The following is a 25,562-nucleotide window of genomic DNA, read 5'->3' as shown; positions in this document are numbered from 1 at the left end:
ATGCTCACATGAGTTTTGAATAAAACTAGTTAAATAAAGATAACAAATATATCTTTTTTTGCTGAGCCTATCAATATATACTCAATCACTTTTAAAAATATGTTCCAAATATCAATACTCATAATATTTTTCTATTTATTTCAAAAAAATAACTTAATATAGGTAACATAGCTATGATTCAACATTCATTAGGCTTTCCCATTGAAACCGTACTAATGTTTATCGTTTTGGCTTTAGCAGCGATTATAATTGATTTATACGCTCATCATAATGATAAGCCCATTAGCTTAACTAGTGCAGTTATGTGGTCTTTCTTTTGGATTTTCGTGGCTTTAGGATTTGCGCTTTATCTGTATATACATCACGGAAGTGAAATAGCTAGCCTGTTTATCACTGGTTATGTACTTGAAAAAGCACTCTCTGTTGATAATTTATTTGTTATTATGGCACTGTTTTCTTGGTTTGCTATCCCTAACAATTATCGCCATCGGTTACTTTATTGGGGAGTGATTGGTGCAATCATCTTCAGAGCTGTTTTTGTCATTATTGGTACTGGTCTATTATCCTTAGGGCCTTGGATGGAGCTGGTTTTCTCTGTCGTGGTTGCCTTAACTGGATTGATGATGCTAAAAAACCAAGGCAATGATGATGAGATAAAAGATTATTCAGAACATTTTGCTTATCGCATTGCTAAACGTATTTTTCCTTCCTATCCTAAAATAGTCGGGCACCATTTCTTATTAACGCAAAAGCAACTCAATAACGAACTAGCCAAACCAGAGAATAGTGAACTAATCAACAAAATGCCCAAAAGTGCATTATATGCAACACCACTCTTCTTATGTATTGTTGTGATTGAGTTAAGTGATGTTATGTTTGCTTTTGATTCGGTCCCTGCTGTAATTGCTGTTAGCCAAGAGCCATTAATTGTATATAGTGCGATGATATTCGCTATTTTAGGCTTACGAACTATGTATTTTGTTTTAGAGGCAATGCAACAATATCTTGTTCATTTAGGTAAAGCAGTAATTTGCCTATTATTTTTTATTGCCGCAAAACTTGCTTTAAATGCAACTGATCATCTATTTGGTTATGGAATTATTATTAGCCCAACCACCAGTCTTTATGTGGTATTAGGTATTTTATTGTTAGGTATTATTGCGAGTGTTATTTGGCCTAACCAAACAAAAAAATAAGATATGAGAAGATAATCGGCAGGCAACCTGCCGATTAAGAATAAAAAGTTATACCCGTTTTAATGATCGAATATAGTAACTAATACCTAAAATAATGAACCAAATAGGTGTTGCAATAAGTGCTTGGCAAGTGTCTGTTTCAAAAGTTAATAACACAATTACAAAAGCAAAAAAAGCAAGACAAACAAAACACATAAAAACGCCACCCGGCATCTTAAATTGTGACTCTTGATGTAATTTAGCTTTTTTACGGCGATAGGCAATGTAAGAAATTAAAATCATCGACCAAATAAACATAAATAATATTGCAGAAATAGTGGTTACAATGGTAAATGCTTCCATAACATTAGGCACTAAATAAATCAGTACTACCCCACCAAACAAGCAAGTACATGAAAATAGCAAACCATTAGCAGGAACAGAACGTCTTGATAATTTACCAAATGGTTCAGGAGCATCTTGTTTTTTAGCAAGGCCAAATAACATTCGACTGGTTGAATAAATACCACTATTGGCAGAAGATGCTGCTGAAGTTAGTACCACAAAGTTAATAATACTGGCCGCAGCAGGTAAGCCAATTAACGTAAACAACTCAACAAATGGGCTTTTATTTGGTGAAATAAACTGCCAAGGCGTTACGCTCATAATGATAATCAACGCAAAAACGTAGAAGAAAATAATACGCGCTGGCACTGAATTGATCGCTCGAGGTAAATTTTTATTTGGATCGAGGGTTTCAGCAGCCGTTGTTCCAACTAATTCAATCCCGACAAAAGCAAAAATTGCAATTTGGAAACCGGCAAAAAAGCCCATAGTACCATGTGGAAAGAAGCCACCATATTGCCAAAGATTAGAAAATGCAGCGGTAGTATTGGTTTGTTCAGAATGATAGGCAGTAAAGACTAAAACAAGGCCAATAGCAATTAAAGCTAAAATAGCGACAATTTTAATCATTGAGAACCAAAACTCGGTTTCACCAAACATTTTTACCGTCAACAAATTCAAGGTTAATAGAACGATAACCGTAAGCAACATCGGGATCCACGCTTGTAACTCAGGAAACCAGTGCTGTGCATATCCGGCGATAGCCACAACATCAGCAATTCCTGTAATAACCCAACAAAACCAATAGGTCCAACCAGTAAAAAAGCCTGCCCAAGGACCTAATAAATCGTTAGCAAAATCACTGAAGGATTTATAATTCAAGTTGGACAATAAAATTTCGCCCATCGCTCGCATAACAAAAAATAAAATAAACCCAATAATCATGTAAACAAAAATAATAGATGGTCCCGCAAGACTAATCGTCTTTCCTGAGCCCATAAATAAACCCGTACCAATTGCACCACTAATTGCTATCAATTGAATGTGTCGGCTGGAGAGATTTCGCTTAAGATCATGATTTGAAGACGTACTGTTCATCTTGTTGATTACCTGTCGTTTTTACAATTTTCTGTTTTTTTATGAGGAATGAAAGACTATAAAGTTAATGGCTTTAAATCGCAAGCTGAATCGTTATCAAAACTTTTTATGGCATTATAATAATTATTGATAGTTTCTTATAATATAATTGTGTAGCATAGCTACCTATATCATATAACTAATTACAAAAAATTATTTAAAATGAAAGAAAACAAACACAAATCTACTATCTTCCTATTATCTATTTTATTGATTCTATCATTATTGACTGGGTGTCAAAGTGATTCAAATGCAAAAAGTAAACAATTTAGAGATGGGAAACTACCAAATGCTCTTAATGTTAGCCATCCTCAATTAGCCGTACCGGTCAATATTTCTGACTATACTATCCAAATTGAAAAATTAAGAACCACATCACCTTCACTGTATCAGAAAAATGAACATATTTATAAAGCGGTTGACGCTTGGATTAATCGTTCATTAGGTTCGGCAGAATTCCATAAAGTAGGGTTAAAAAGCTATGAAATGGCAGGTAAGGACGGATATGGCAATGTTCATTTAACTGGTTATTATACTCCGGTAATCAAAGCTAGACACCAACCAACTGGTGAATTTAAATATCCAATTTATAGAATGCCGGCTAAGTCCAAAGGTCGTCTACCTAGTCGTGAACAAATATATAATGGAGCATTATCCGGTAAAGGTCTCGAAATTGCTTACAGTAATTCATTAATGGATAACTTTATAATGGAAGTACAAGGAAGTGCCTATATTGATTTTGAAGATGGCACACCATTAGTTTTCTTCTGTTATGGTGGTAAAAATGGTCACGGTTACTCAAGTATCGGGCGTTTATTAGTTGAACAAGGTGAAATTGCCAAGGAAGATATGTCCATTCAAGCAATTAAAAATTGGGCTAAAAATAAAAGCGAAAAACAACTTAAAGCACTATTAATTCAAAACCGATCATTTGTCTTTTTCAAACCACAATATAATGCTGAAGTGAAAGGCTCTGCCGCAGTACCTTTAATTGCAAATGCTTCAGTGGCATCAGATAAATCATTAATACCAACAGGTTCTGTTGTATTAGTCGATGTACCACTCCTTGATGATGATGGTCAGTATCGAGGTAGACGAGAAGTACGGTTGATGGTGGCACTTGATGTTGGTGGTGCAATTAAAGGCCATCATTTTGATCTTTATTTAGGCATTGGCGATAAAGCAGGTAAGCAAGCTGGTTACTACAATCATTTTGGCCGAGCTTGGGTTATAAAACCTTAATTTACCAACATCGACGCCAACCAAAGAACCTGCTAGAATAAGTTAAAAAGCAGAATTAAGGATAACTTATGAGATTATGTGATCGTGATATAGAAGCATATTTAGATAGTGGTAAATTAAAAATCACGCCACAACCTGAATTAAGTTGTATTAATGGAGCAACTGTTGACGTTCGACTTGGTAATCAATTTCGTACTTTTAAAGAACATACTACTCCCTATATTGATTTAAGTGGTCCCAAAGAAGAAGTTTCTGCTGCTTTAGAACGAGTCATGAGCGAAGAAATGATATTATCTGAAGGTGATGCTTTCTATTTACATCCAGGAGAGCTAGCTTTAGCTGTCACGCTTGAATCAGTAACCATTCCTGATGATTTAGTTGGCTGGTTAGATGGGCGTTCATCGTTAGCGCGTCTAGGACTTATGGTACACGTTACCGCCCATCGCATTGATCCTGGCTGGCATGGTCAAATTGTTTTAGAATTTTACAATTCCGGAAAAATTCCAGTAGCACTAAGACCTGGTATGACCATTGGTGCACTAAGTTTTGAAACCCTTAGTGGTCCAGCTGCAAGACCATATAATCGAAGACAAGATGCTAAGTATAAAGACCAACATGGCGCTGTTGCCAGTCGTATAGATAAAGACTAATAACGTTTATAACCTTAATAAAGGAACATTCATATGATAAAAAAAATACTGGTTATTCTATTTATCTTAATTTTGGTTATTGTTATCGGCATTGTTTCTCTTATTGTATTTGTTGATCCTAATCATTTTCGCGGATATATATCTCAAACAGTAAAAGATAAAACCGGTTATGAATTAACTATCGAAGGTGATTTACGCTGGCATGTCTGGCCTCAGGTCAGCATATTAACTGATGCAGTTAAATTATCTGATACCGGTGCGACAAAACCGCTATTAACTGCTGACAATATGCGACTTGATGTTGAACTTCTACCTCTTTTTTCCAAAAATTTAGCGATTAAAAATGTATTTATCAAATCAGCATTAATCAATATTACTGACGAAAGTAAAGGTGATAATGCTAAAAAATATACCCAAACTCTAGCACCTTCAGCGGAACAAAACACAAATATATCTGAAAATAAAAAGAATACATCTAATTGGAAATTTAGCTTAAATAAATTTGAAATAGCTGATAGTACAGTAGCGTTGCAATATCATGATGATCTGATCAATTTCCGAAATATCAATTTGTTATTAGAACAAAATAACGATAAGAATCTTTTAATCGAATTAAAAGGAAATATTGATAAAAATCAGCAAGACCTATTTTATTCAATGAATGCCAATGTCGATTTAACTCAATTTCCTGAAAAAACCATTATCGATCTTAAAAAGTTAGATTACACTTATAACGGCATAGAGAGTTCCGAAAAAGAACTCAAAGGAAGTGCAACCGGTATATTTAATTATCAGCAAAGTCCTATGCAATTAAATAGTCAAAACTTAGCTTTTTCTATTAACGACAATAATTTTACCAGTAAAATCAATGCACGTTTTGATAAGAAACCATACGTCGATTTGCAATTGAATTCAGAAAAATTAGATTTAACGCCTTTTTTACAACAAGATACAAAATCAACCAAAGACACTCCGATGCAACAAACTTCACCTGTTGTTTCTAGTGTTGTCAAAGATAATAATCAATTAAGTGCTCTTAATACATTTGATGGCAAAGCAACAATAAACATCAAAGAAGTTAAAGCAAATAAAATTGTAATTAACAATTTTAAACTAGACGTTGATAATCAGGATGGAATAGCGACATTCAAAGATTTAAATTTTGATTTTGCTAATGGTCATATAACTGCAACTGGTACAGCTAACGGCAAACAGAAAACACCGCAGATTAAACTCAATACCAAAATTAGCAATATCAATTTAAATTCATTTTTTACACAAATGGATATGGCGTATGATCTAGATGGTATATTTAATGCTTCTGGGTTATTAGAAACTAATTCATTATCAACGGCTAAATTATTAGAAAATCTAAAAGGTAATGCGAATATCGTCATTACTAATGCTAAATTAAATAATATTAATATCCAAAATATTATTGAAAATGCAGCTGCAAAATATGGCAACGGTAATGATAAATCTGGAAATCAAAAGAAATATACAGAGTTTCATACCATCAAAACCAATGCTAATTTAAGCCAAGGTAATATACAACTTAATTCGCTCAACGCCAATTCTGAAACCTTAGATGTACTAGATGGTTCTGGCAAAGTAGGAATGCTTAATCATGATTTGGATGTTAATTTAAACATCAAATTACTTGGTGGCTGGAATAGTAAAAGTGAAACCATTGCCAAATTACAGAAAGTTACTATACCACTACGTATATATGGTCAGTTTTCTAATTTACGCTATCAATTAGATATCGCTCAAATACTGTCTGATGTGTTGAGTGATAAATTACAACAACGTTTAGATAAACTCCGTGATAAATTGGAAAATCACAAAGACAAAGACAAAGATAAATTAAAGTCTAAAGCAACCGATATATTAGGCGGATTGCTAAAAAAATAAACTTATCATTAACTAAATAATAGATATAAAAAAGGTGAGTTGTTTAACTCACCTTTTAATTTAACAATATCTTTTATTATAAAATGAACTTGCTTAGATCTTCATCTGCAACAAGCTTATCTAGATGATCGCTAACATACTTAGCATCAATTGTGATAGTTTGTCCGCCCAATTCGCTGGCTTCGAAAGAGACATCTTCCATTAAACGTTCAAGCACTGTATGCAAACGGCGAGCACCAATATTTTCATTTTGTTCATTAACTTGCCAAGCAGATTCAGCAATTTTACGAATACCATCAGGTGTAAAGTCAATATCAACGCCTTCGGTTGCCATTAATGCTTTATATTGGACTGTCAATGATGCATTCGGTTCAGTTAAAATCCGTTCAAAATCTTCGCTTGTTAACGCTTGTAATTCAACTCGAATTGGTAAACGTCCTTGCAACTCAGGAATTAAATCTGACGGATTAGCAGTTTGGAACGCACCCGATGCAATAAATAAAATATGATCGGTTTTTACTGAACCATGTTTAGTTGAAACGGTACAACCTTCAACCAGTGGTAGTAAATCACGTTGCACACCTTCGCGAGAAACATCAGGTCCAGATGAATTACCTCGTTTACACACTTTATCGATCTCATCGATAAATACAATCCCATTTTGCTCAACAGCTTCAATGGCTTCGTGTTTAAGATCATCAGGATTAACCAACTTCGCAGCCTCTTCTTCTATTAGCTGTTTGAAGGCATCTTTGATCTTCATTTTACGTGCTTTAGTTTTTTGACCACCTAAATTTTGGAACATCGACTGTAGTTGGTTAGTCATCTCTTCCATACCTGGAGGAGCCATAATTTCAACACCAATATTGACGCCAGCTACTTCAATTTCAATTTCTTTATCATCAAGCGCACCTTCACGCAATTTTTTTCTAAATGCTTGTCTAGCTGTTGAATCATTATTATTTTCAACTTGTCCCCAACCATCTTTAGCTGGTGGAACAAGCACATCTAAAATACGATCTTCTGCCAATTCTTCAGCTCGATTACGATTTTTTTCGATAGCTTCTTGGCGAATCATTTTCACCGCAGAGTCAGTAAGGTCTCGAATAATCGAGTCAACTTCTTTACCAACGTAACCAACTTCAGTAAATTTGGTCGCTTCTACTTTAATAAAAGGTGCATGAGCTAATTTAGCTAATCGTCTAGCAATTTCAGTTTTACCCACCCCTGTAGGGCCAATCATAAGAATATTTTTTGGCGTAACTTCATGACGTAATGCTTCATCAAGTTGCATACGACGCCAGCGATTACGTAAAGCAATAGCAACAGAACGTTTTGCTTTATCTTGTCCAATGATATGTTGGTTTAATTCGCTTACAATTTCGCGAGGAGTCATTTCAGACATAGTAGTTTTTCTCTTAAATCAGATTAATTAGTAATTAAGCTCTTCAATAGTTTGGAAGTTATTCGTGTAAACACAAATATCACCCGCTATTGATAGCGATTTTTGCACAATATCGTGTGCAGATAATGAGGTATTATCTAATAAAGCTCTTGCAGCTGCTTGAGCATAAGGTCCACCGGATCCAATCGCTATCAAATCATCTTCTGGTTGAATTACGTCACCAGTACCGGTGATAATCAATGATGCGCTTTCATCAGCAACGGCAAGTAATGCTTCTAATTTACGCAACATTCTATCGGTTCGCCAATCTTTGGCTAATTCAACCGCTGCTTTAGTTAAATGCCCTTGGTGCATTTCTAATTTTCGTTCAAATAATTCAAATAGTGTGAAAGCATCTGCTGTACCGCCAGCAAATCCAGCTATCACCTTATTGTTATATAATCGGCGAACTTTTCGCGCATTACCTTTCATGATAATGCGTTCACCTAATGTGACTTGCCCATCGCCACCAATAACAACTTGACCTTCACGACGGACACTGACAATTGTTGTCATATTCTGCTCCTTCTTTTACATAAAAACTTAATTCGGAATGAATAGGAAATATATTGGGGTGATTAGTAAATTTTCAATATCAGATTATCAAGATGCGGAATATTTATTCATTAATAAATGACATAACATAAATAAATTTTAAAAATCAAAGAACTATCAAATTATTTACTTTGGTTGGAATTCAATATTCATGGTTTTTACTTCATTATACAAACTACTTGCTGGTTTTGGTATAACCGCTAATTTAGTTGCAGCAAGCGCTTCTCTACATAGATCAGCATCACCACCTTTTGAGGTAACATTAAGTAATAGTCCATCTGGTGCTATCTGAATTTGTAGTTCACAAGTTTTGCCACGATAAACATTTGGTGGGTTAATAAATTTATTACTTATTGCATTTTGTACTAACGATTTATATTTATCTAGCTCACCATCAGATACACCTTTACGACTGGCAACTCCTCCAGAACTTGGTGTTCCTGAGGTAAGCCCACCCAAAAGATCGTTGAGGGCTTTATCTTTTTTAGCTTGCTCTGCCTTCTGTTTAGCTTTTTTTTCTGCTGCAGCTTTCTCAGCAGCAGCTTTTTCTGCTGCAGCTTTCTCAGCAGCGGCTTTTTCTGCTGCAGCTTTCTCAGCAGCAGCTTTTTCTGCTGTAGCCTTTTCAGCGGCGGCTTTTTCTGCTGCAGCTTTCTCAGCGGCGGCTTTTTCTGCTGCAGCTTTCTCAGCGGCGGCTTTTTCTGCTGCAGCCTTTTCAGCGGCGGCTTTTTCTGCTGCAGCTTTTTCCGCTGCGGCCTTCTCAGCGGCGGCTTTTTCTGCCGCAGCCTTCTCAGCAGCTGCTTTTTCTGCTGCAGCTTTTTCAGCAGCAGCTTTCTCAGCAGCAGCTTTCTCGGCAGCGGCTTTTTCTGCTTCCGCTTTCTCGGCAGCAGCTTTTTCTGCTGCGGCTTTTTCTGCTGCAGCTTTCTCAGCCGCGGCTTTTTCTGCTTCTGCTTTTTCAGCTAGTTCTTTTATTTGCTTATCTAGCAGTTCTTGGGTCTTTTGATCTGCTTTTTGTTGATTAACTTGTGTCTGCAATTGTCTTTGATATTGTTCGGTCATAACCGATGGATCAATCATAATAGCATCAATCGAATTACCATTGATACTACCGTAGTTTTCACCAGTATCACTGACAAACTTATATCCCAAGGCAATAATTAATATGCCATGTAAAAGAATGGAAATGATAACCGGTAAACTTAATTTTGAGTTTAACTTATTAGACATTGCTGACATTTTTATTTTTAATAATTGTTAAGTTAAATTGGTTGAGTCATCAGACCAACAGATTTGACACCTGCTGATTGAAGTAAATTTAAAGCCTTTATAATCTCTTCATAAGGAACCTGTTTCGCACCACCAACTAAAAAAACAGCTTTATCATTAAGTGACATTTGCTGCTTAACTTCTGCAACAATTTGCTCTTGAGGAATATTCGATTGTCGATTCTGATCTATAATAATTGCATACTCCCCTATTCCAGATACTTCGATAATTATAGGTTTATTATCAGAAGGAGATACAGTTTTTGATTCTGTCGCTTCTGGAAGATCAACTTCAACACTTTGGCTTATTATTGGGGCTGTAGCCATAAAAATCAATACTAATACCAATAATACATCTAACAAAGGTACAATATTGATCTCTGATTTTGTTGAATAACGTGAACGTCTGCTCATAATTATTTCCTAACAGCTACTGCTTGACGTTGTAAAATTGATGAAAACTCATCAATAAAGTTCAAATAGCTTTGTTCCATTCGACTCACACGTAAGGATAATCGGTTATAAGCTAAAACAGCAGGAATCGCGGCAAATAAACCAATAGCAGTCGCAATTAACGCTTCAGCAATACCCGGAGCAACCATTTGCAATGTTGCTTGCTTAACCTCTCCAAGTGAAATAAAGGCATGCATAATTCCCCAAACCGTACCAAATAAACCAATATACGGACTAATTGACCCTACAGTACCTAAAAAAGGAATATGCAATTCTAAATTATCTAATTCACGATTCATCGCTAAACGCATTGAACGAGACGCACCATCTAACGCTGCTTCTGGCATATTTGGATTAATTTGGTATAAACGAGAAAACTCTTTAAATCCCGAATAGAAAATATGTTCTGTACCACAGATCTCTTCTTTATTGAATTTTGCTTTATCAAAGAGCACATTTAAGTCATCAGCGGCCCAAAAACTATTGTCAAATTGTTCAACTTGTTTTTTAGCTTTGCCTAAAATGCTACTACGTTGAAAAATAAAAGCCCAAGACATAACAGAAAATATAAGTAACAATAGCATAACGCCTTGTACCAAAAGTCCTGCTTGTAAAAATAGATCAATAATATTCACTTAAATTAACTCCAAAAATAATGACTTAGGAAGCGCACAAGGCTTCATTTTAGTCATATTGACACAAGCAATCACCACATCAGCGCTGCTGATAATTTGCTTATTCTGGTTTAAAATTGTCTGTTTAAAAATAATAGACGCCTTACGAATTTGCTCAATCTTAGTGCTGATAGTTAACATATCATCTAAACGTGCTGGGAAGTCGTAGCTAATATCCATCTTTTTAACAACAAAAGCAATACCTTCTTGCAGTAACTTTTGTTGACTAATATCAAGTTGCCTTAGCATTTCTGTTCTAGCTCGTTCAAAAAAAGCAAGATACCGAGCGTGATAAACTACCCCACCAGCATCTGTGTCTTCATAATAGACTCTTGCATTCCAATTGAATTGTTTCATATTGTTAGATCTAATTTAGACTAAAAAATTAACCACATTATATCTGAATATGAAATTCGCTGCACTATGATATAAAAATAGTTAAATGAAAACAATTATCATTTGTGAATTATTTATATTTTATTCAGACTTATAAATTTGTTCAGACTTATAAATAAGTAAAAAGGTGACTATTTGCCACCTTTATATTAGTTTTTTAATATTTTATTTATTATTAGTTTCTTTTTCATTACTAGAGTTTTCAACCCAAAGTCCAGTAACAACAGCTAACATACATGCAGCAATTAATCCAATGAACCATAAAACGTAATACATAATTAATCCTTAATAAAGTGAATGTTTATTATTTTCTATATGGTTTTTGTCTAAACGTCCAAACATTTTAATGTAAGACCAGATAGTGTAGAAAAGAACAATTGGTAAAAAGATTACCACAACACCAAACATAATATTAAGTGTTAACTGACTAGAAGTTGCATCCCAAATAGTCAAACTAGCGTTTGGCATAATGCTTGATGGCATAATGAATGGGAATGTTGCAATTCCATAGGTAAGTAATACACAAGCAATAGTTAGTGAAGAAGATAAAAACACCAATCCATTTTTATTCACACTAGAAAAGAAAATAGTTAATAATGGTAATAATACGCCTAATGCTGGAACCGCCCATAAAATAGGATAATTCATGTAATTATTTAACCATGTAGAATCTGTTGATACAGTTTTAGCTAATGGATTCGATACTCCATTATGATCTATAGCACTTGTAATTTCATAACCATGAATGCCAAATGCAACCCAAACGCCAGCTAATACAAAAGCAATTAACATTACCAAGCTTGCTATTTGTGTTGCTTTTCTTGCTCTTAAATAAAGTTCACCAGAAGTTTTCATTTGCAACCAAGCGCCACCATGAGCAACGATTAACATCAAACTCACAATACCGGCTAATATTGCAAATGGGTTTAGTAATTCAAAGAATGAACCATCATAAAAAGCACGTTTACTAATATCAAATCTAAATGGTACACCTTCTAATAAGTTTCCAAAAGCAACACCAAAAACAAGAGCAGGCACAAAACTACCAAAAAAGATCGCGAGGTCCCACATATTACGCCATTTAGTATTTTCCAGTTTACTACGGTAATCAAAACCAATTGGTCTAAAAAATAGCGCACAGAGCACTAAAACCATCGCAATATAAAAACCGGAAAAAGATACCGCATAAGCCGTAGGCCATGCAGCGAAAATACCTGCACCACCAGTAATTAACCAAACTTGGTTACCATCCCAGTGTGGTGCGATTGCATTTATCATGATTCGGCGTTCAGTATCGGTTTTACCAATAAAAGGTAATAAAATTCCGACACCCATATCGAAGCCATCTGTGATAACAAAAGCGATTAAAACAACACTAATCAACACCCACCAGATGACGCGTACAATTTCGTAATCAATCATTGTATTTACTCCCTATGCCTTATTCCGATATTGATTGTGTTTTTTCATAATGGTAGCTGCCAGTACCTAATGAACTTGGCCCTAATCGTGCAAATTTAAACATTAAGAACAATTCAGCAACCAAGAACAAAGTATAAAGTCCACAAATAAGAACCATGGTAAATAATACTTCACCTGGAGTTAATGATGAATTAGCTACACCTGTTGGTAAAATATCTTGAATTGCCCAAGGTTGACGACCATATTCGGCAACAAACCAACCGCATTCACATGCAAGCCATGGGAATGGTAAAGATAACAGTAGTAAACGATATAACCATCGTTTTTCACCAATTCGACCTTTATAGGTTGTCCATAAAGCAAGCCCAGTGCCTAAAATCATTAATAAGCCCAAACCAACCATACCTCTAAATGCCCAGAACAGTGGCCATACAGTAGGGATTGAATCTTCAGTTGCCGCTTTAATATGTTGTTCAGTCGCTTCAGGAATTGTTAAGTTATCACGATCGGTATAGCGTTTAACTAAATAACCGTAACCTAAGTCCACTTTATTGTCTTCAAAGGCTTTTAAAACAGCTGGGTCCTGATCACCTTTCTGAATTTTTTCCAAATTAGTATAAGCTAAAATACCATTACGAATTCGAGATTCATTGTTAGTTAAAATATCTCTTAAACCAGTAACTTGGGTATCGAATGAACGAGTTGTCATGATTCCCATTATGTAAGGGATTTCCAAAGCGAATACATTTTCTTTCTTATCTTGCGACGGGAACGCTATAACATTAAATGATGCTGGCGCTGGTTGAGTTTCCCATTCACCTTCAATTGCCGCTAGTTTTACTGGTTGTACAGTTGTCAACTCATGACCGGCTTCATCGCCCATAATTGCAACAACAATTGACATAATAAAACCAAACACAGCTGCTACAGCAAAAGAACGTTTAGCAAAAGGCAAATCTCGTTTTTTTAATAGATAATAGGAACTAATACTTAAAACAAAGATTGAACCAGTCAAATACCCTGCAGCAACAGTGTGAACAAACTTGTATTGAGCTACAGTATTAGTAATTAATTCAAAGAAACTGGCCATTTCCATGCGAGAGGTAATCGGGTTAAAGTCAGAACCGATAGGAAATTGCATCCAACCATTGGCAACTAAAATCCAAAGTGCAGAGAAATTGGAACCAAAGGCTACACACCAAGTAACCATTAGATGTTTACCACGACTTAGTCTATCCCAGCCAAAAAAGAATAAACCAACCATAGTTGATTCCAAGAAAAATGCCATTAGTCCTTCAATCGCAAGAGGTGCACCAAATATATCACCTACATAATGCGAGTAATAAGACCAGTTAGTCCCAAATTGGAACTCCATGGTTAAACCGGTAGCAACACCAACGGCGAAATTAATACCGAATAGTTTACCCCAGAATTTAGTCATATCTTTCCAAACTTGCTTGCCACTAACCACATATACTGTTTCCATAATTGCAAGCATAAACGCCATACCTAGCGTTAATGGAACAAAAATAAAATGATACATTGCGGTGAGTGCAAACTGAAGTCTTGATAATTCTACAATATCAAACATAACGTGCTCCCTTTATCCTTAAATACCCACAAATTTTTTGTCGTTATTTATTGTATTTTACAATATTATTTTAAGAATAAAAATTGATGAATGTCAAAAAAATGAAATTAAATAAAATTAAAGGTGCATTTTTACCGTTTCACCGATTTCCGCTAAACTATTCACAACAATGATTCCAGCTGCCTGTAGTGCTTTGGTTTTATCGGCAGCAGTTCCTTTGTTTCCAGAAATAATTGCCCCTGCATGGCCCATACGTTTACCTGCAGGTGCCGAAACACCAGCAATATAAGCAATAACAGGTTTGGTGACATTTTGTTTGATGTAATTAGCGGCTTCTTCTTCAGCACTACCACCAATTTCACCTATCATAACAATAGCTTCAGTCTTAGGATCTTGCTGAAGTAATTTTAGAATGGAGATAAAATCACTACCCGGAATAGCATCACCGCCAATTCCAACACACACTGATTGGCCTAATCCGATATCGGTAGTCTGTTTGACTGCTTCATAAGTCAAAGTACCAGAACGAGAAACAATACCTACTTTTCCTGCCAAATGAATATGTCCAGGCATAATACCTATTTTACACTCATCAGGAACAATAATTCCAGGACAATTAGGTCCTATCATAACAACATCATGTTCGACTAATTTTTGTTTAACGATAAGCATATCCAGAGTTGGAATACCTTCTGTAATACATACTATCAGTTTGATACCTGCATCAATTGCCTCTAAAATCGAGTCTTTACCAAATGCAGCAGGAACATAAATTACTGTTGCTGTTGCACCTGTTGCTGCTACAGCTTCTTTAACCGTATTAAATACAGGTAAACCTAAATGCGTGGTACCGCCTTTACCGGGTGTTACACCTCCGACGACTTTTGTTCCATAAGCAATTGCTTGCTCACAATGGAAAGTCCCCTGACTACCAGTGAATCCCTGACAAATCACTTTTGTTTCTTTATTAATCAAAATTGACATAGTAATTATTCTCCACCCATACTATTATTGTGCAACAGCAACAATTTGTTGGGCTGCATCGACTAAACCTTTTGCTGTAATAACATTCAATTCGCTTTTAGCCAAAATCTCTCTTGCTAGCTCAGCATTATTACCCTCAAGACGAACAACAACAGGCACTGTCAAACCAATCTCTTTAATGGCATCAATAATACCATTAGCAATAAGATCACAACGAACAATACCACCAAAAATATTGACTAAAATAGCTTTGACATTTTTGTCTGATAAAATTAATTTGAATGCTTCCGCTACGCGCTCTTTGGTTGTACCACCACCTACATCTAAAAAGTTCGCTGGCTCACCACCATAAAGTTTGATCATATCCATTGTTGCCATCGCAAGGCCGGCACCATTAACCATACAACCAATATTACCTTCCAGTGAAACATAGCTAATACCTTGTTTAGCTGCAATTGATTCACGTTCGTCTTCTTGGGTTGAATCTCTTAATATTGCTAGATCAGGATGTCTGAACATGGCATTATCATCTAAAACCACTTTAGCATCTAAACAAATTAATTCTTGTACATCGGTAATAACTAGCGGATTTACTTCTGCTAAAGAGACATCTTTTTCAATAAAAAGATTAGCAAAATTGACAAATAATTTGGCAAATTGATTGACGAGTTTACCAGTAAGACCGAGTTTGAAAGCAAGCTCACGACCTTGATAGCCACATGGCCCAGTTAATGGATCTAGCGATATTTTATGAATTAAATGTGGTGAAGTTTCAGCAACTTTTTCAATTTCAACGCCACCTTCAGTCGACGCCATCACCACAATACGTTTGCTACTACGATCAATTACTGCACCTAAATAAAGCTCTTTAGCTATATTTGAAGCCTTCTCAATTAAAATCTGATTAACAGGTTGGCCTTTGGATGTTGTTTGATAAGTTACTAAATACTGACCTAACCATTTTTCAGCAAAACGCTTTATTTCATTAAAATCCTTAGTACAAATGACCCCGCCAGATTTGCCTCGTCCCCCTGCATGTACTTGGCATTTTGCCACCCAAGCGCTAGTCGGTGTTTGCAAGGAAATTTCAGCCAATGTATCTTGTATTTCATCGATAGAGTTACATACATAACCTTCTGGCACTGGCAAATTATACTGTTTAAATAGGTTTTTTGATTGATACTCATGCAGGTTCATAAATAAATCCCAAAGCTCTGATTGCCAAAAATAGTGGCTAATTTTAATGCAAGATGTAAAAATTGTGTAGTAAATAATTACTTATGTTTATAGTAATTGAGAATTATTGCTGATACCTACCGACAATGATATACTCAAAAAATATATTGATATTGTAAAAACAGTAAAGGTAAAAATATGACACAAGTTGGAATCTTTTTTGGTAGTGACACCGGTAATACAGAGAATGTAGCTAAACAAATCCAACAAATTTTAGGTACAGATAAAGCAGATCTTTTCGATATTGCAAAAACAACTAAAGAACATATCGAAAAATATGATTGCTTGTTTTTTGGTATCCCAACTTGGTATTACGGTGAATCTCAAGCTGATTGGGACGATTTTTTCCCTAATTTAGAACAAATTAATTTTAATGGTAAAACTGTAGCAATTTTTGGCTGTGGTGATCAAGAAGATTACGCTGAATATTTTTGTGATGCAATGGGAACAATTCGCGATATTATCGAACCTAAAGGGGCTAAAATTGTTGGTCATTGGTCAACAGAAGGATACAGCTTTGAAGCATCGAAAAGTTTAGTTGATGATAATCATTTTGTTGGTTTAGCCATTGATGAAGATCGTCAACCAGAATTAACCGAAGAACGCATTAATAATTGGGTAAAACAAGTAAAAACCGAAATGAATATTTGATCTATCAAAGTGATTTATTTTATTTTCCGTACATATTTTTATAATATGTTTTATTAAACAACTCAACTGGAATGTAATATGACGAATCATGATAAAGATAATAATGCAGCACTAAAAAGTGCCGGCTTAAAGGTTACCTTACCACGATTAAAAATTTTAGAATTATTACGAGACCCTTCATGCCAACATATTACTGTAGAAGATCTTTATAAAAAACTACTTGATATGGGCGAAGAAATTGGCCTTGCAACGGTTTATCGAGTATTGAATCAATTTGACGATGCCGGAATTGTAACTCGTCATAATTTTGAAGGTGGCAGAGCTGTTTTTGAACTTGCCTCACAAAAACACCACGATCATTTAATTTGTTTAGATTGTGGCGAAGTGTTTGAATTTCGAGACGAAATAATTAATCAACGTCAAAAAGAAATCGCAGAACAATATGGCGTTACCCTCACTTTTCATAGCTTATACCTTTACGGACATTGTAAGGCTGGTAACTGTAAAGCTCATCCGGAACTTCATACTAAAAAATAAGCCTATTTTATAGGCTTTTTTTACTTATTAAGAATAATACATACTTTTATCTGTCAGGTTAATAATCACATGAAGCAGCTTTTAAATTTTATCCCACTTATCGTATTTTTTATATTTTTAACAATTTACGATATTTTTGTCGGCGTCCAAGCATTAATGATTGCCTCAACAATATCCTTTTTAATTATTCTTGTTATGTATAAAAAAATTGATAAAGTTGAGCTGATATCTTATCTGATGGTAATGATTTTTGGTGGCGTGACATTGTTAACTCGTGAACCTAATATCATCAAATGGAAAGTGACTATTATTAACTTTTTATTTGCTACTGCTTTATCTGTTAGTCAGTTTATTTTCAAGAAAAATCTAATACAAAAAATATTAGCTAAAGAGATACAGCTTGATATAACAGTCTGGAATAAGTTAAATCTGATGTGGATTGTATTTTTTATCGCTTGTGGGACTTTCAGTTTAATTGCAACATATTATGCAACAGATGACTTCTTCTGGATTTTTAAAGTATTTATTTTACCGGCAGCATCATTAATAATGTCTTTAATATCGGGAATTTATATTTACCGAAATATGAGTAAGACTACTGAAAATAGATAAGATTATACTGGTAGGAGTATTAACAACATGACACAAAATGATAACAACCCTAAAGGACAATTAGTATTACGAACCTTAGCTATGCCGGCAGACACTAATCCACATGGCCATATTTTTGGTGGATGGATCATGTCGCAAATGGACTTAGCTGGTGGTATTTTAGCTAAAGAAATTGCCAAAAGAAGAGTCGTGACAGTTAATGCCAGTAGTATTACTTTTCACAAACCGGCAATGGTTGGCGACGTAGTATGTTGTTATGCTCATTGTATAAAAACTGGCACTACCTCGATTACCATCGAGATTGAAGTTTGGATTAAAAAAGTAACCGATTCAGAAATTGCTACGCAGCGTTTTCGTATCACTGATGCTACTTTTACCTATGTTTCTGTAGATAAACACAATAATCCAAAACCTTTGCCAGAAATATTTCAACATTATGATTGTACTAAAGATCCTATTAGCAAATTAAACTTAACTTATAGCTGATAAATATGCAATTTACATCATTCCATGCATTAATAAGTACATTAATTATTCTCGTTTACTGGTTGCTTATTGTGTCGACCACGCTACGTATTGTCTTCAAAAGAAGACCAACTACTTACGTGATTGCATGGATGTTGGTCATTTATATATTACCTATTATTGGCATTATTCTTTACTTCGCCTTAGGCGAGACCCACTTAGGGCAACAGCGAGCTAAGCGCGCGCAAAAAATGCGCCCAACTATCACCAAATTTATTAATCAATTAAGCGCTTTCCCAGATATTTTTACCGCTAAAGTTAGCCAAGTCAGCAAGCCTATTTTTCAACTTTGTAAACATCAAACAGGACTTGATGGTATAAAAGGTAATCATATTGAATTATTAAGTGATACCGACACGATTTTTAATCGTCTTATTGACGATATCAATAATGCCAACTCCAACATAGAAATGGTATTTTATATCTGGAATGAAGGCGGTAAAGCGGATGATGTTGAACAAGCACTAATACAAGCCACACAAAGAGGCGTTACCTGTCGATTAATGATTGATTCAGCAGGAAGTAGACACTTTATTAGATCGAAAGCCTGCCAAAGAATGCGTGCTGCAGGTATTATCATTATAGAGGCGTTACAAGTTAATCTATTAAGATTTATGTTTAGACGACTTGATTTGCGTCAACACCGTAAGGTAGCCATCATAGATAACTATATCTCCTATACCGGAAGTATGAATATTGTTGACCCTAGATTCTTCAAACAAAATAAGCATGTTGGAGAATGGGTTGATATCATGATTAGAATGAATGGACCGGTTACCACCTTAATGGGGGCTATATACGCTAGTGATTGGGAACTTGAAACAGGTAAATATTTAGCCCTTCCACAAATCACTGATTTTGCCGAACCACCAGAAGAAAAGAAACATATTATGCAACTTATTCCTTCTGGCCCTGGTTATACCGAAAACATGATCCATCAAGTGTTATTGACAGCAATTTATTCTGCTCAAGAACAAATTATTTTTACTACACCTTATTTAGTACCTAGTGATGATATTTTACATGCAATATGCACCGCCGCCCAACGTGGTGTTGAGGTCATCATCATTACGCCGAAAAAGAACGACTCATTAATGGTAAAATGGGCCAGTCGAGCTTTCTTTTCGGAATTATTAAGTAGTGGCGTTAAACTTTATCAATTTAATGATAATTTATTACATACAAAAAGTGTTCTAATTGATAATCAACTTAGTCTAGTTGGAACGGTTAATTTAGATATGCGCAGTTTATGGTTGAATTTTGAAATTACTACTGTAATTGATGACGCTCAATTTGCCAAATCACTATCACAGCTACTAAAACAATATTTATCACAGTCAGAAGAAATTAATATCCAAAAATGGAAAAAGCGACCGATCTGGCAGCGGGTTATTGAACGATTATTTTACTTTTTTGCCCCTTTACTCTAATCAATTTGAAAAAATTAACGTACAAAAAATACCCTAATAACCTTTTTGTGATATATCAGGTAAAAATTGATTATCCGCAATACGAAAAACGTTAGATTCAATCACTCCATCTTGATTAAGAATAATTTCTCGCCACCCAGGTGCATCTGCATTAGATAACTGAAAATCATAACAATTAGGTTTAAATTGAAAACATGTAGAAGGCGTCGAAAATGCATGGCAATTATGCCAAATATGATCTTGTTGTTGGTGAATATGTCCCCAACCTACTCCTTTTATATTAGGGAAACGTTTGATAATTTCTTCAAGTTTATAACTATTTTTTAAAATATGTTCATCCAGCCAATCACAACCCGAAGGAATCGGATGATGATGTAAAAATACTAGAGCATTTTTATCGGCATGAGCAGTTAAAGTATTTTGTAAAAACTGCAATTCAGATTCAGGCAACATTCCATAAGCCTTACCCACCACTTGACTATTTAATAACACAATTAGCCAGTTATCACCGAGTAATATACTTTTATTTTCAGCAAGTTGATAATTCGAAAATACCTCTTGCATATAACTATAGTTATCATGATTACCCGCTAACCAAACACATGGTGTAGCAAATTTTTGAATTTGCTCAGCAAAGCGTGCATAAGATTTCTTAGCACCATCTTGGACAAAATCACCCGTTGCAACAATCAAATCAAACTTCTTATTGCTGCGCTCAATTTCAGCAATAACTGATAAAAAACTGGCATTTGACTTAACGCCTAGCAATGCGCCATTATCATCAGCAAACAGATGCGTATCGGTAATATGCAGTATTTTTGCACAATGCTTATTACGTATTTGAAGCTTTAAAAGTGACTCCAAAATCTACCTCTATCATTTATTATATGAAATCATGTCAGCAATAGAATTGATATTGTGATCAACATCACAATTTTTATTTTTAAATCATGATGTTAACTTAAATTGTAAAATAAATTCTATTTTTAGGAAAGTAATAATTGCTTAGTTTAACAAAAAACTGTTTATTTCCACTCATTCTTTAATGTCAGATGATTAAGTTGTAACCACTGTAGCGCAATAATTGAGGCGGCATTATTTATTACCCCTTCTTCAACCCATTTATACGCTTGTTCACGACTCACCACATGAACCTTAATATCTTCGTTCTCTTCAGCCAAACCGTGTACACCTTTTGCGGTCGAAGAATCAACTTGACCAACTAAAATATGCAACTGCTCAGTTAAGCCACCTGGTGAGGCTAAATAACTTATGATCGGCTTACATTGTCCAATGACTATACCCGCTTCTTCCATAGCTTCTCGTCTTGCAACTTCTTCTGTCGACTCATTCTCATGATCCATCATGCCGGCAATCAACTCTAATATCCATGGACTAGCTTGGGTATCAATCGCTGCAATACGAATTTGTTCAATAAGGACGACTTCATCTCGTTTATCATCATAAGCTAAAAGTACCACCGCATGACCACGTTCTAAAATTTCACGCGAAACCATTTCACTCACTGAACCATCAAATTTACGATATTGAAAACGATATTCAAACAACGAGAAAAAACCTTTATATAAAATTCGTTTAGTCAAATTAAACACATCTTTTTTGTTAAAAATTACTGGAGTAGGTTTATATTTCATATTAAGTTCTCGATTTTAAGCTAAATTTTAATAAAAAGTGCGAATAACTAATATGGGCACTTTCTATATGCTAATTATCTGTTAAAATTATGCAATTGAAAAATATTATTCTATTTTATTGCTTTTAAAGAGAAAGATTGATGAAAAAAACTTTAACCTTTTTAATTGGCTTAGCATTAAGTCAATCTGTATTTGCTGAAAACTTAGTTCAAGTTTATGAACAAGCAAAAGAAACCAATCCAGATTTACGCAGTTCATTGGCTGAAAAAGATAAAGCTTATTCAGCAATTTCAGGTTCTCGTGCAAGCTTATTGCCACAAGTAGGCTTAAGTGCTTCTTATGGAGTAGCCCATGGACGTCGAGACAATAGCGGAATTAAGACTAAAAGCGGTAGCTTGTATCAAGTCGCTGTCTCGCAAAGTATCTTCAATTTTTCTAATTGGAAAGCTTTAGATATCACGAAAAAACAAGCAACTATTGCAGATATTTCTTATCAATACCAAGGCCAAACATTGATTTTAAACACTTCTGTTGCTTACTTCAATGTACTTAAATGCCTTGATGCATTAAGCTTTATCGATGCTCAGAAAAAAGCAATTGGTCGTCAATTAGAACAAACTCGTCAACAACATCAAGTCGGTTTAGTAGCTATTACCGATGTACAAAACGCACAAGCAAATTACGATTTAACGGTAGCGCAACAAGTTAATGCCTTAAATGATTTAAATAACGCTATTGAATCATTGCGTCAAGTAAGTGGTCGCTTTTATTCTAAGCTAGCCAGTGTTGATACTAAAACCTTTAAAACTCAAGCACCAACACAAATTAACACACTGTTAAAACAATCTGAAACCGCCAATCTTAACTTACTAACTATGAAGTTAAATCAAGAGATTGCTCGTGATCAAATAAAAATGGCACAATCAGGTTTTATGCCTACGGCAAGTCTTGATGCCTCCACTAACTTAAATAAATCTGATAGCTATGGTAACACCAATTATCAACGTCATACCGCTGGCAAAAAATATTCAGGGGATAATAGAGTTGGTGTGAGTGTAAGTTTACCGCTTTTCTCTGGTGGGGCGACCGTATCACAAGTGCAACAAGCACAACATAATTTTGTCAGTTTTAGTGAAAAACTTGAAAGTACAAATCGTAGTGTGATTAACCAAGTTCGCTCATCTTATAACAATATTTCATCATCAATTAGTGCGATTAAAGCTTATCAACAAGCGGTGGTTTCTGCACAAAGTTCATTAGAAGCCACATCTTCTGGTTATCAAGTAGGTACGCGTACTATTGTTGATGTACTTAATGCTACCACACAACTTTATAGTTCAAAACGCAATCTATCCGATGCTAAATACAACTATTTAACTAGCTTATTACAGTTGAAATATGCTGTTGGTACTTTAACTGCAAGTGATTTAGTTTACTTAAACAACATGTTAGGTAAAGAAGTTAGTACCATTGCAACGATAAAATAATCGACTATATAGTTTGATTAAACATAAAAAAGCGATCATCAGATCGCTTTTTCTATTTTGGGTGATTAATTTTTCTAATTTAACTCTATTACCAAGTGTATTGCAAAATATATCAAGACATAGCATTAACCATAAACTCAATAAAAGTATTAAGTTTAGGTAATCTTTGCTTATCTGCTGTATACAAAAGATGAGCTTCTCTGGGCGGAGGCAAAAAATCTTGCAAAATAGGAATTAATTTACTCTGTTTAATCGACTCATTCAGTACTGACTCGGGTAACATTGTGACGCCTAATCCCTCAATAGCGGCTGCAGCCAATGCAGTAGTATTATTACTTTGAAATGCACCTGAAATAGCGATATTAGTTAACTTACCATTGATAGTAAATGGCCACAAATTATCCTTTTTGGTCGGATTGACATATTGATAAATTAAGCATTGATGCTTCTTCAAATCGTCAGGTATTGCTGGTACGCCATTTTGAGCTAAATAGCTTGGTGAAGCAGCAAAAATCAGCTGTAAGTCACTTAGTTTACGAGCAATTAAACTTGAATCATTTAACGAGCCAATTCGAAACACCACATCAAAATCATCTTTAACTAAATCGACATAACGATCACTTAATTGCATATCAATATTCACTTTCGGATAACATTTCATAAAGCGACTTATCACAGGAATCAAATTAAATTGACCATAACTAATTGGGGCACTAATCCTTAATCTTCCCTTGGGCTCTTGACTAAATTGCTGCGCTAATGTTTTTGTACTTTTAATTTCACTGAGAATAAACAAACATCGTTCATAATACTGTTTACCAAACTCTGTTAAATGTTGTGATCTTGTCGTTCGATTAAGTAATTTCAGACCCAAATAATTTTCTAAAAAAAGAATATATTTAGCAATCATCTGTGGGGAGGTATTTAACGAAATAGACGTTGCAGCAAAAGAGCCAGTTTTTACGGTTATAACAAATGCTTCCATACATTTAACTAAATCCATATTAGCAATCCTCAGTTGTTAATAAATCAATTTTGATATTATTTATTGTCATTTTATCAATCAATATAATATAGATCTTTAATTAAATAAGGAAATTTAATCAGTCTATAATCATCATTAAACAAAATTTTGTTGATTAAGTTTGCCTAACGATTTTTATGTCAGTTAAATATTTTAGTGATATCAACTTATTAAAAGTTTGGTACCAATCTAAGTAACAAAGGGATTAAAAATGGAAAACAAAAGATATACCGTTATCACTGGTGCTAGCTCGGGAATAGGTTATGCAACGGCAATCGCATTTGCCAAAAGAAACAAAAATCTGATAGTAATTGCTCGAAGAAAAGAAAATTTAGAATCATTAAAACAACAAATAGCAAAACTAAATTCCAAAGTTGAAGTTATTATAAAAGTTTGTGATTTAACCAATACACAGTCTAATTATCATTTATTCAATCAATTAGAGAATTATTTTATCGAAACTTGGATTAATAATGCCGGTTTTGGTCATTATGGCAGTGTAAACGATCAAGATTTAACAAAAATCGAATCCATGCTGCATTTAAATATTGAAGCATTAACCATTCTATCAACACTTTATGTACGTAAATATAAAGATCAAGCAAATACTCAGTTGATTAATATATCATCTCGCGGCGGCTATACCATTGTGCCAAATGCTGTTACCTATTGCGCAACAAAATTTTATGTTAATGCTTTCACTGAAGGGCTTGCTCAAGAACTAATACAAGCTAAGGCCCAATTAAGAGCAAAAGTACTTGCTCCAGCGGCAACACAAACGGAATTTGGCAAAAAAGCCAATAATGTTGATGAATATGATTATGATAAAAGTTTTGCTAAATATCATTCTGCCGATCAAATGGCTGAATTTTTATTAGCCCTTTATGATAGCAACAAAATCATTGGCGAGATCAGTACGAAGGATTTTTCATTCAGTTTAAAAGATAGTATCTTTCCTTATTCTGGTAATCCAGCAGAAAATCAGAAATAAACAATCGAATATAAGTGATTAAAGTGATTTTGGGGTTTCAAAAACCCCTCTCCTCAAAATTTTTGGTTGTTTGTGTTTCGGACGTTTTGTTGTTTTGCGGTTGTTTCTATACGGTGATTACGTCCGAGTTAAGAGGGTTGGCGCCAACCCTCTTTACAATCTCCCGCGGC

26 protein-coding genes are annotated in these 25,562 nt (G+C 34.8%); 11 read left to right on the top strand and 15 right to left on the bottom strand.

The window, feature by feature from the left end:
• Positions 1–173 precede the first annotated feature (173 nt).
• The gene (locus H3U97_RS00130; protein WP_144189791.1) at positions 174–1,196 is read left to right on the top strand and encodes a TerC/Alx family metal homeostasis membrane protein; all 1,023 of its coding nucleotides are present in this window, start codon (positions 174–176) and stop codon (positions 1,194–1,196) included.
• Between the two features lie 48 nt (positions 1,197–1,244).
• Here the strand turns inward: H3U97_RS00130 and cycA are convergent, their stop codons facing one another.
• Complete coding sequence (gene cycA / locus H3U97_RS00125) at positions 1,245–2,618, bottom strand: D-serine/D-alanine/glycine transporter (protein ID WP_034902080.1); 1,374 nt, start codon at positions 2,616–2,618, stop codon at positions 1,245–1,247.
• 201 nt (positions 2,619–2,819) lie between these two features.
• On the opposite strand from cycA, the gene mltA reads away from it, so the two are divergent.
• From mltA to asmA, 3 genes are all read left to right on the top strand, one after another.
• Positions 2,820–3,899, top strand: coding sequence for a murein transglycosylase A (gene mltA / locus H3U97_RS00120; protein ID WP_086354374.1), 1,080 nt, complete (start codon positions 2,820–2,822; stop codon positions 3,897–3,899).
• Positions 3,900–3,967: 68 nt separating this feature from the next.
• Complete coding sequence (dcd, locus tag H3U97_RS00115) at positions 3,968–4,549, top strand: dCTP deaminase (protein WP_198197452.1); 582 nt, start codon at positions 3,968–3,970, stop codon at positions 4,547–4,549.
• A gap of 33 nt (positions 4,550–4,582) precedes the next feature.
• Positions 4,583–6,463, top strand: coding sequence for an outer membrane assembly protein AsmA (gene asmA, locus H3U97_RS00110; protein WP_198197450.1), 1,881 nt, complete (start codon positions 4,583–4,585; stop codon positions 6,461–6,463).
• A 76-nt stretch (positions 6,464–6,539) separates the two neighbouring features.
• Here asmA and hslU read toward each other — a convergent pair whose 3' ends face one another.
• The 11 genes from hslU to sucC all read right to left on the bottom strand — a co-directional run bounded on the left by hslU (position 6,540) and on the right by sucC (position 16,441).
• On the bottom strand, positions 6,540–7,868 hold the full coding sequence (gene hslU / locus H3U97_RS00105; protein ID WP_034902086.1) for an HslU--HslV peptidase ATPase subunit: 1,329 nt from the start codon (positions 7,866–7,868) through the stop codon (positions 6,540–6,542).
• A 27-nt stretch (positions 7,869–7,895) separates the two neighbouring features.
• Entirely contained in the window at positions 7,896–8,423 is a 528-nt protein-coding gene (gene hslV, locus H3U97_RS00100) for an ATP-dependent protease subunit HslV (protein ID WP_025316169.1), read from the bottom strand.
• A gap of 165 nt (positions 8,424–8,588) precedes the next feature.
• Positions 8,589–9,695 (bottom strand): cell envelope integrity protein TolA, encoded by a 1,107-nt coding sequence (tolA, locus tag H3U97_RS00095; RefSeq protein ID WP_370545663.1) that lies wholly within the window; start codon positions 9,693–9,695, stop codon positions 8,589–8,591.
• A gap of 23 nt (positions 9,696–9,718) precedes the next feature.
• Positions 9,719–10,144, bottom strand: a complete 426-nt coding sequence (gene tolR / locus H3U97_RS00090; protein ID WP_370527996.1) for a colicin uptake protein TolR — start codon at positions 10,142–10,144, stop codon at positions 9,719–9,721.
• Positions 10,141–10,761, bottom strand: a complete 621-nt coding sequence (gene tolQ, locus H3U97_RS00085) for a protein TolQ (protein WP_065578639.1) — start codon at positions 10,759–10,761, stop codon at positions 10,141–10,143. Before tolQ ends, tolR begins: the two co-directional genes overlap by 4 nt.
• Positions 10,762–10,812: 51 nt before the next feature.
• Positions 10,813–11,208: a tol-pal system-associated acyl-CoA thioesterase gene (ybgC, locus tag H3U97_RS00080; RefSeq protein WP_034902095.1), complete on the bottom strand. Its 396-nt coding sequence runs from the start codon at positions 11,206–11,208 to the stop codon at positions 10,813–10,815.
• 204 nt (positions 11,209–11,412) lie between these two features.
• Entirely contained in the window at positions 11,413–11,523 is a 111-nt protein-coding gene (locus H3U97_RS00075; protein WP_086320090.1) for a cytochrome bd oxidase small subunit, CydX/CbdX family, read from the bottom strand.
• A 9-nt stretch (positions 11,524–11,532) separates the two neighbouring features.
• Positions 11,533–12,669 carry a cytochrome d ubiquinol oxidase subunit II gene (gene cydB / locus H3U97_RS00070; RefSeq protein WP_198197446.1) on the bottom strand — a complete coding sequence of 379 codons (1,137 nt, stop codon included), beginning with the start codon at positions 12,667–12,669 and terminating at the stop codon, positions 11,533–11,535.
• A 19-nt stretch (positions 12,670–12,688) separates the two neighbouring features.
• Positions 12,689–14,260: a cytochrome ubiquinol oxidase subunit I gene (locus tag H3U97_RS00065; RefSeq protein ID WP_065578540.1), complete on the bottom strand. Its 1,572-nt coding sequence runs from the start codon at positions 14,258–14,260 to the stop codon at positions 12,689–12,691.
• Between the two features lie 117 nt (positions 14,261–14,377).
• Complete coding sequence (gene sucD / locus H3U97_RS00060) at positions 14,378–15,244, bottom strand: succinate--CoA ligase subunit alpha (protein ID WP_065578539.1); 867 nt, start codon at positions 15,242–15,244, stop codon at positions 14,378–14,380.
• Between the two features lie 24 nt (positions 15,245–15,268).
• On the bottom strand, positions 15,269–16,441 hold the full coding sequence (sucC, locus tag H3U97_RS00055) for an ADP-forming succinate--CoA ligase subunit beta (protein ID WP_198197444.1): 1,173 nt from the start codon (positions 16,439–16,441) through the stop codon (positions 15,269–15,271).
• A 177-nt stretch (positions 16,442–16,618) separates the two neighbouring features.
• Here sucC and fldA point away from each other — a divergent pair, with 177 nt between their 5' ends.
• The 5 genes from fldA to cls all read left to right on the top strand — a co-directional run bounded on the left by fldA (position 16,619) and on the right by cls (position 20,235).
• The gene (gene fldA / locus H3U97_RS00050; protein WP_034902105.1) at positions 16,619–17,131 is read left to right on the top strand and encodes a flavodoxin FldA; all 513 of its coding nucleotides are present in this window, start codon (positions 16,619–16,621) and stop codon (positions 17,129–17,131) included.
• Between the two features lie 78 nt (positions 17,132–17,209).
• The gene (fur, locus tag H3U97_RS00045; protein ID WP_034902110.1) at positions 17,210–17,668 is read left to right on the top strand and encodes a ferric iron uptake transcriptional regulator; all 459 of its coding nucleotides are present in this window, start codon (positions 17,210–17,212) and stop codon (positions 17,666–17,668) included.
• Positions 17,669–17,737: 69 nt separating this feature from the next.
• Complete coding sequence (locus H3U97_RS00040) at positions 17,738–18,280, top strand: inner membrane-spanning protein YciB (RefSeq protein WP_034902113.1); 543 nt, start codon at positions 17,738–17,740, stop codon at positions 18,278–18,280.
• 27 nt (positions 18,281–18,307) lie between these two features.
• On the top strand, positions 18,308–18,766 hold the full coding sequence (gene yciA, locus H3U97_RS00035) for an acyl-CoA thioester hydrolase YciA (protein ID WP_086364318.1): 459 nt from the start codon (positions 18,308–18,310) through the stop codon (positions 18,764–18,766).
• A gap of 5 nt (positions 18,767–18,771) precedes the next feature.
• The gene (gene cls, locus H3U97_RS00030) at positions 18,772–20,235 is read left to right on the top strand and encodes a cardiolipin synthase (protein WP_198197442.1); all 1,464 of its coding nucleotides are present in this window, start codon (positions 18,772–18,774) and stop codon (positions 20,233–20,235) included.
• 33 nt (positions 20,236–20,268) lie between these two features.
• Here the strand turns inward: cls and cpdA are convergent, their stop codons facing one another.
• Together cpdA and nudF are read right to left on the bottom strand one after the other, a co-directional pair.
• Positions 20,269–21,099 carry a 3',5'-cyclic-AMP phosphodiesterase gene (cpdA, locus tag H3U97_RS00025; protein WP_065578534.1) on the bottom strand — a complete coding sequence of 277 codons (831 nt, stop codon included), beginning with the start codon at positions 21,097–21,099 and terminating at the stop codon, positions 20,269–20,271.
• Between the two features lie 161 nt (positions 21,100–21,260).
• Positions 21,261–21,890: an ADP-ribose diphosphatase gene (gene nudF / locus H3U97_RS00020; protein WP_034902117.1), complete on the bottom strand. Its 630-nt coding sequence runs from the start codon at positions 21,888–21,890 to the stop codon at positions 21,261–21,263.
• A 140-nt stretch (positions 21,891–22,030) separates the two neighbouring features.
• On the opposite strand from nudF, the gene tolC reads away from it, so the two are divergent.
• Entirely contained in the window at positions 22,031–23,377 is a 1,347-nt protein-coding gene (gene tolC / locus H3U97_RS00015; RefSeq protein WP_065650751.1) for an outer membrane channel protein TolC, read from the top strand.
• 112 nt (positions 23,378–23,489) lie between these two features.
• Here the strand turns inward: tolC and H3U97_RS00010 are convergent, their stop codons facing one another.
• Complete coding sequence (locus tag H3U97_RS00010) at positions 23,490–24,380, bottom strand: LysR substrate-binding domain-containing protein (RefSeq protein WP_086354381.1); 891 nt, start codon at positions 24,378–24,380, stop codon at positions 23,490–23,492.
• Between the two features lie 232 nt (positions 24,381–24,612).
• Here H3U97_RS00010 and H3U97_RS00005 point away from each other — a divergent pair, with 232 nt between their 5' ends.
• Positions 24,613–25,392, top strand: a complete 780-nt coding sequence (locus H3U97_RS00005; RefSeq protein WP_198197440.1) for an SDR family oxidoreductase — start codon at positions 24,613–24,615, stop codon at positions 25,390–25,392.
• Positions 25,393–25,562: the final 170 nt, after the last annotated feature.

This window comes from Gilliamella sp. W8128 (genome assembly GCF_016100545.1).
GTDB classification, from domain to species: Bacteria; Pseudomonadota; Gammaproteobacteria; order Enterobacterales; family Orbaceae; genus Gilliamella; species Gilliamella apis.
The sequence above is the reverse complement of the archived record's forward strand: the minus strand, read 5'-3'. Positions and strand labels throughout refer to the sequence as shown.

Coding starts and splice junctions, on each gene's coding strand:
- dcd (WP_198197452.1), top strand. CDS start 3,968: ATGAGATTATGTGATCGTGATATAGAAGCATATTTAGATAGTGGTAAA.
- tolC (WP_065650751.1), top strand. CDS start 22,031: ATGAAAAAAACTTTAACCTTTTTAATTGGCTTAGCATTAAGTCAATCT.
- asmA (WP_198197450.1), top strand. CDS start 4,583: ATGATAAAAAAAATACTGGTTATTCTATTTATCTTAATTTTGGTTATT.
- H3U97_RS00010 (WP_086354381.1), bottom strand. CDS start 24,380: ATGGATTTAGTTAAATGTATGGAAGCATTTGTTATAACCGTAAAAACT.
- H3U97_RS00065 (WP_065578540.1), bottom strand. CDS start 14,260: ATGTTTGATATTGTAGAATTATCAAGACTTCAGTTTGCACTCACCGCA.
- H3U97_RS00040 (WP_034902113.1), top strand. CDS start 17,738: ATGAAGCAGCTTTTAAATTTTATCCCACTTATCGTATTTTTTATATTT.
- tolA (WP_370545663.1), bottom strand. CDS start 9,695: ATGTCAGCAATGTCTAATAAGTTAAACTCAAAATTAAGTTTACCGGTT.
- mltA (WP_086354374.1), top strand. CDS start 2,820: ATGAAAGAAAACAAACACAAATCTACTATCTTCCTATTATCTATTTTA.
- nudF (WP_034902117.1), bottom strand. CDS start 21,890: ATGAAATATAAACCTACTCCAGTAATTTTTAACAAAAAAGATGTGTTT.
- ybgC (WP_034902095.1), bottom strand. CDS start 11,208: ATGAAACAATTCAATTGGAATGCAAGAGTCTATTATGAAGACACAGAT.
- sucC (WP_198197444.1), bottom strand. CDS start 16,441: ATGAACCTGCATGAGTATCAATCAAAAAACCTATTTAAACAGTATAAT.
- sucD (WP_065578539.1), bottom strand. CDS start 15,244: ATGTCAATTTTGATTAATAAAGAAACAAAAGTGATTTGTCAGGGATTC.
- yciA (WP_086364318.1), top strand. CDS start 18,308: ATGACACAAAATGATAACAACCCTAAAGGACAATTAGTATTACGAACC.
- cls (WP_198197442.1), top strand. CDS start 18,772: ATGCAATTTACATCATTCCATGCATTAATAAGTACATTAATTATTCTC.
- H3U97_RS00130 (WP_144189791.1), top strand. CDS start 174: ATGATTCAACATTCATTAGGCTTTCCCATTGAAACCGTACTAATGTTT.
- fur (WP_034902110.1), top strand. CDS start 17,210: ATGACGAATCATGATAAAGATAATAATGCAGCACTAAAAAGTGCCGGC.
- H3U97_RS00075 (WP_086320090.1), bottom strand. CDS start 11,523: ATGTATTACGTTTTATGGTTCATTGGATTAATTGCTGCATGTATGTTA.
- H3U97_RS00005 (WP_198197440.1), top strand. CDS start 24,613: ATGGAAAACAAAAGATATACCGTTATCACTGGTGCTAGCTCGGGAATA.
- cycA (WP_034902080.1), bottom strand. CDS start 2,618: ATGAACAGTACGTCTTCAAATCATGATCTTAAGCGAAATCTCTCCAGC.
- fldA (WP_034902105.1), top strand. CDS start 16,619: ATGACACAAGTTGGAATCTTTTTTGGTAGTGACACCGGTAATACAGAG.
- cydB (WP_198197446.1), bottom strand. CDS start 12,669: ATGATTGATTACGAAATTGTACGCGTCATCTGGTGGGTGTTGATTAGT.
- tolQ (WP_065578639.1), bottom strand. CDS start 10,761: ATGCTATTGTTACTTATATTTTCTGTTATGTCTTGGGCTTTTATTTTT.
- hslV (WP_025316169.1), bottom strand. CDS start 8,423: ATGACAACAATTGTCAGTGTCCGTCGTGAAGGTCAAGTTGTTATTGGT.
- hslU (WP_034902086.1), bottom strand. CDS start 7,868: ATGTCTGAAATGACTCCTCGCGAAATTGTAAGCGAATTAAACCAACAT.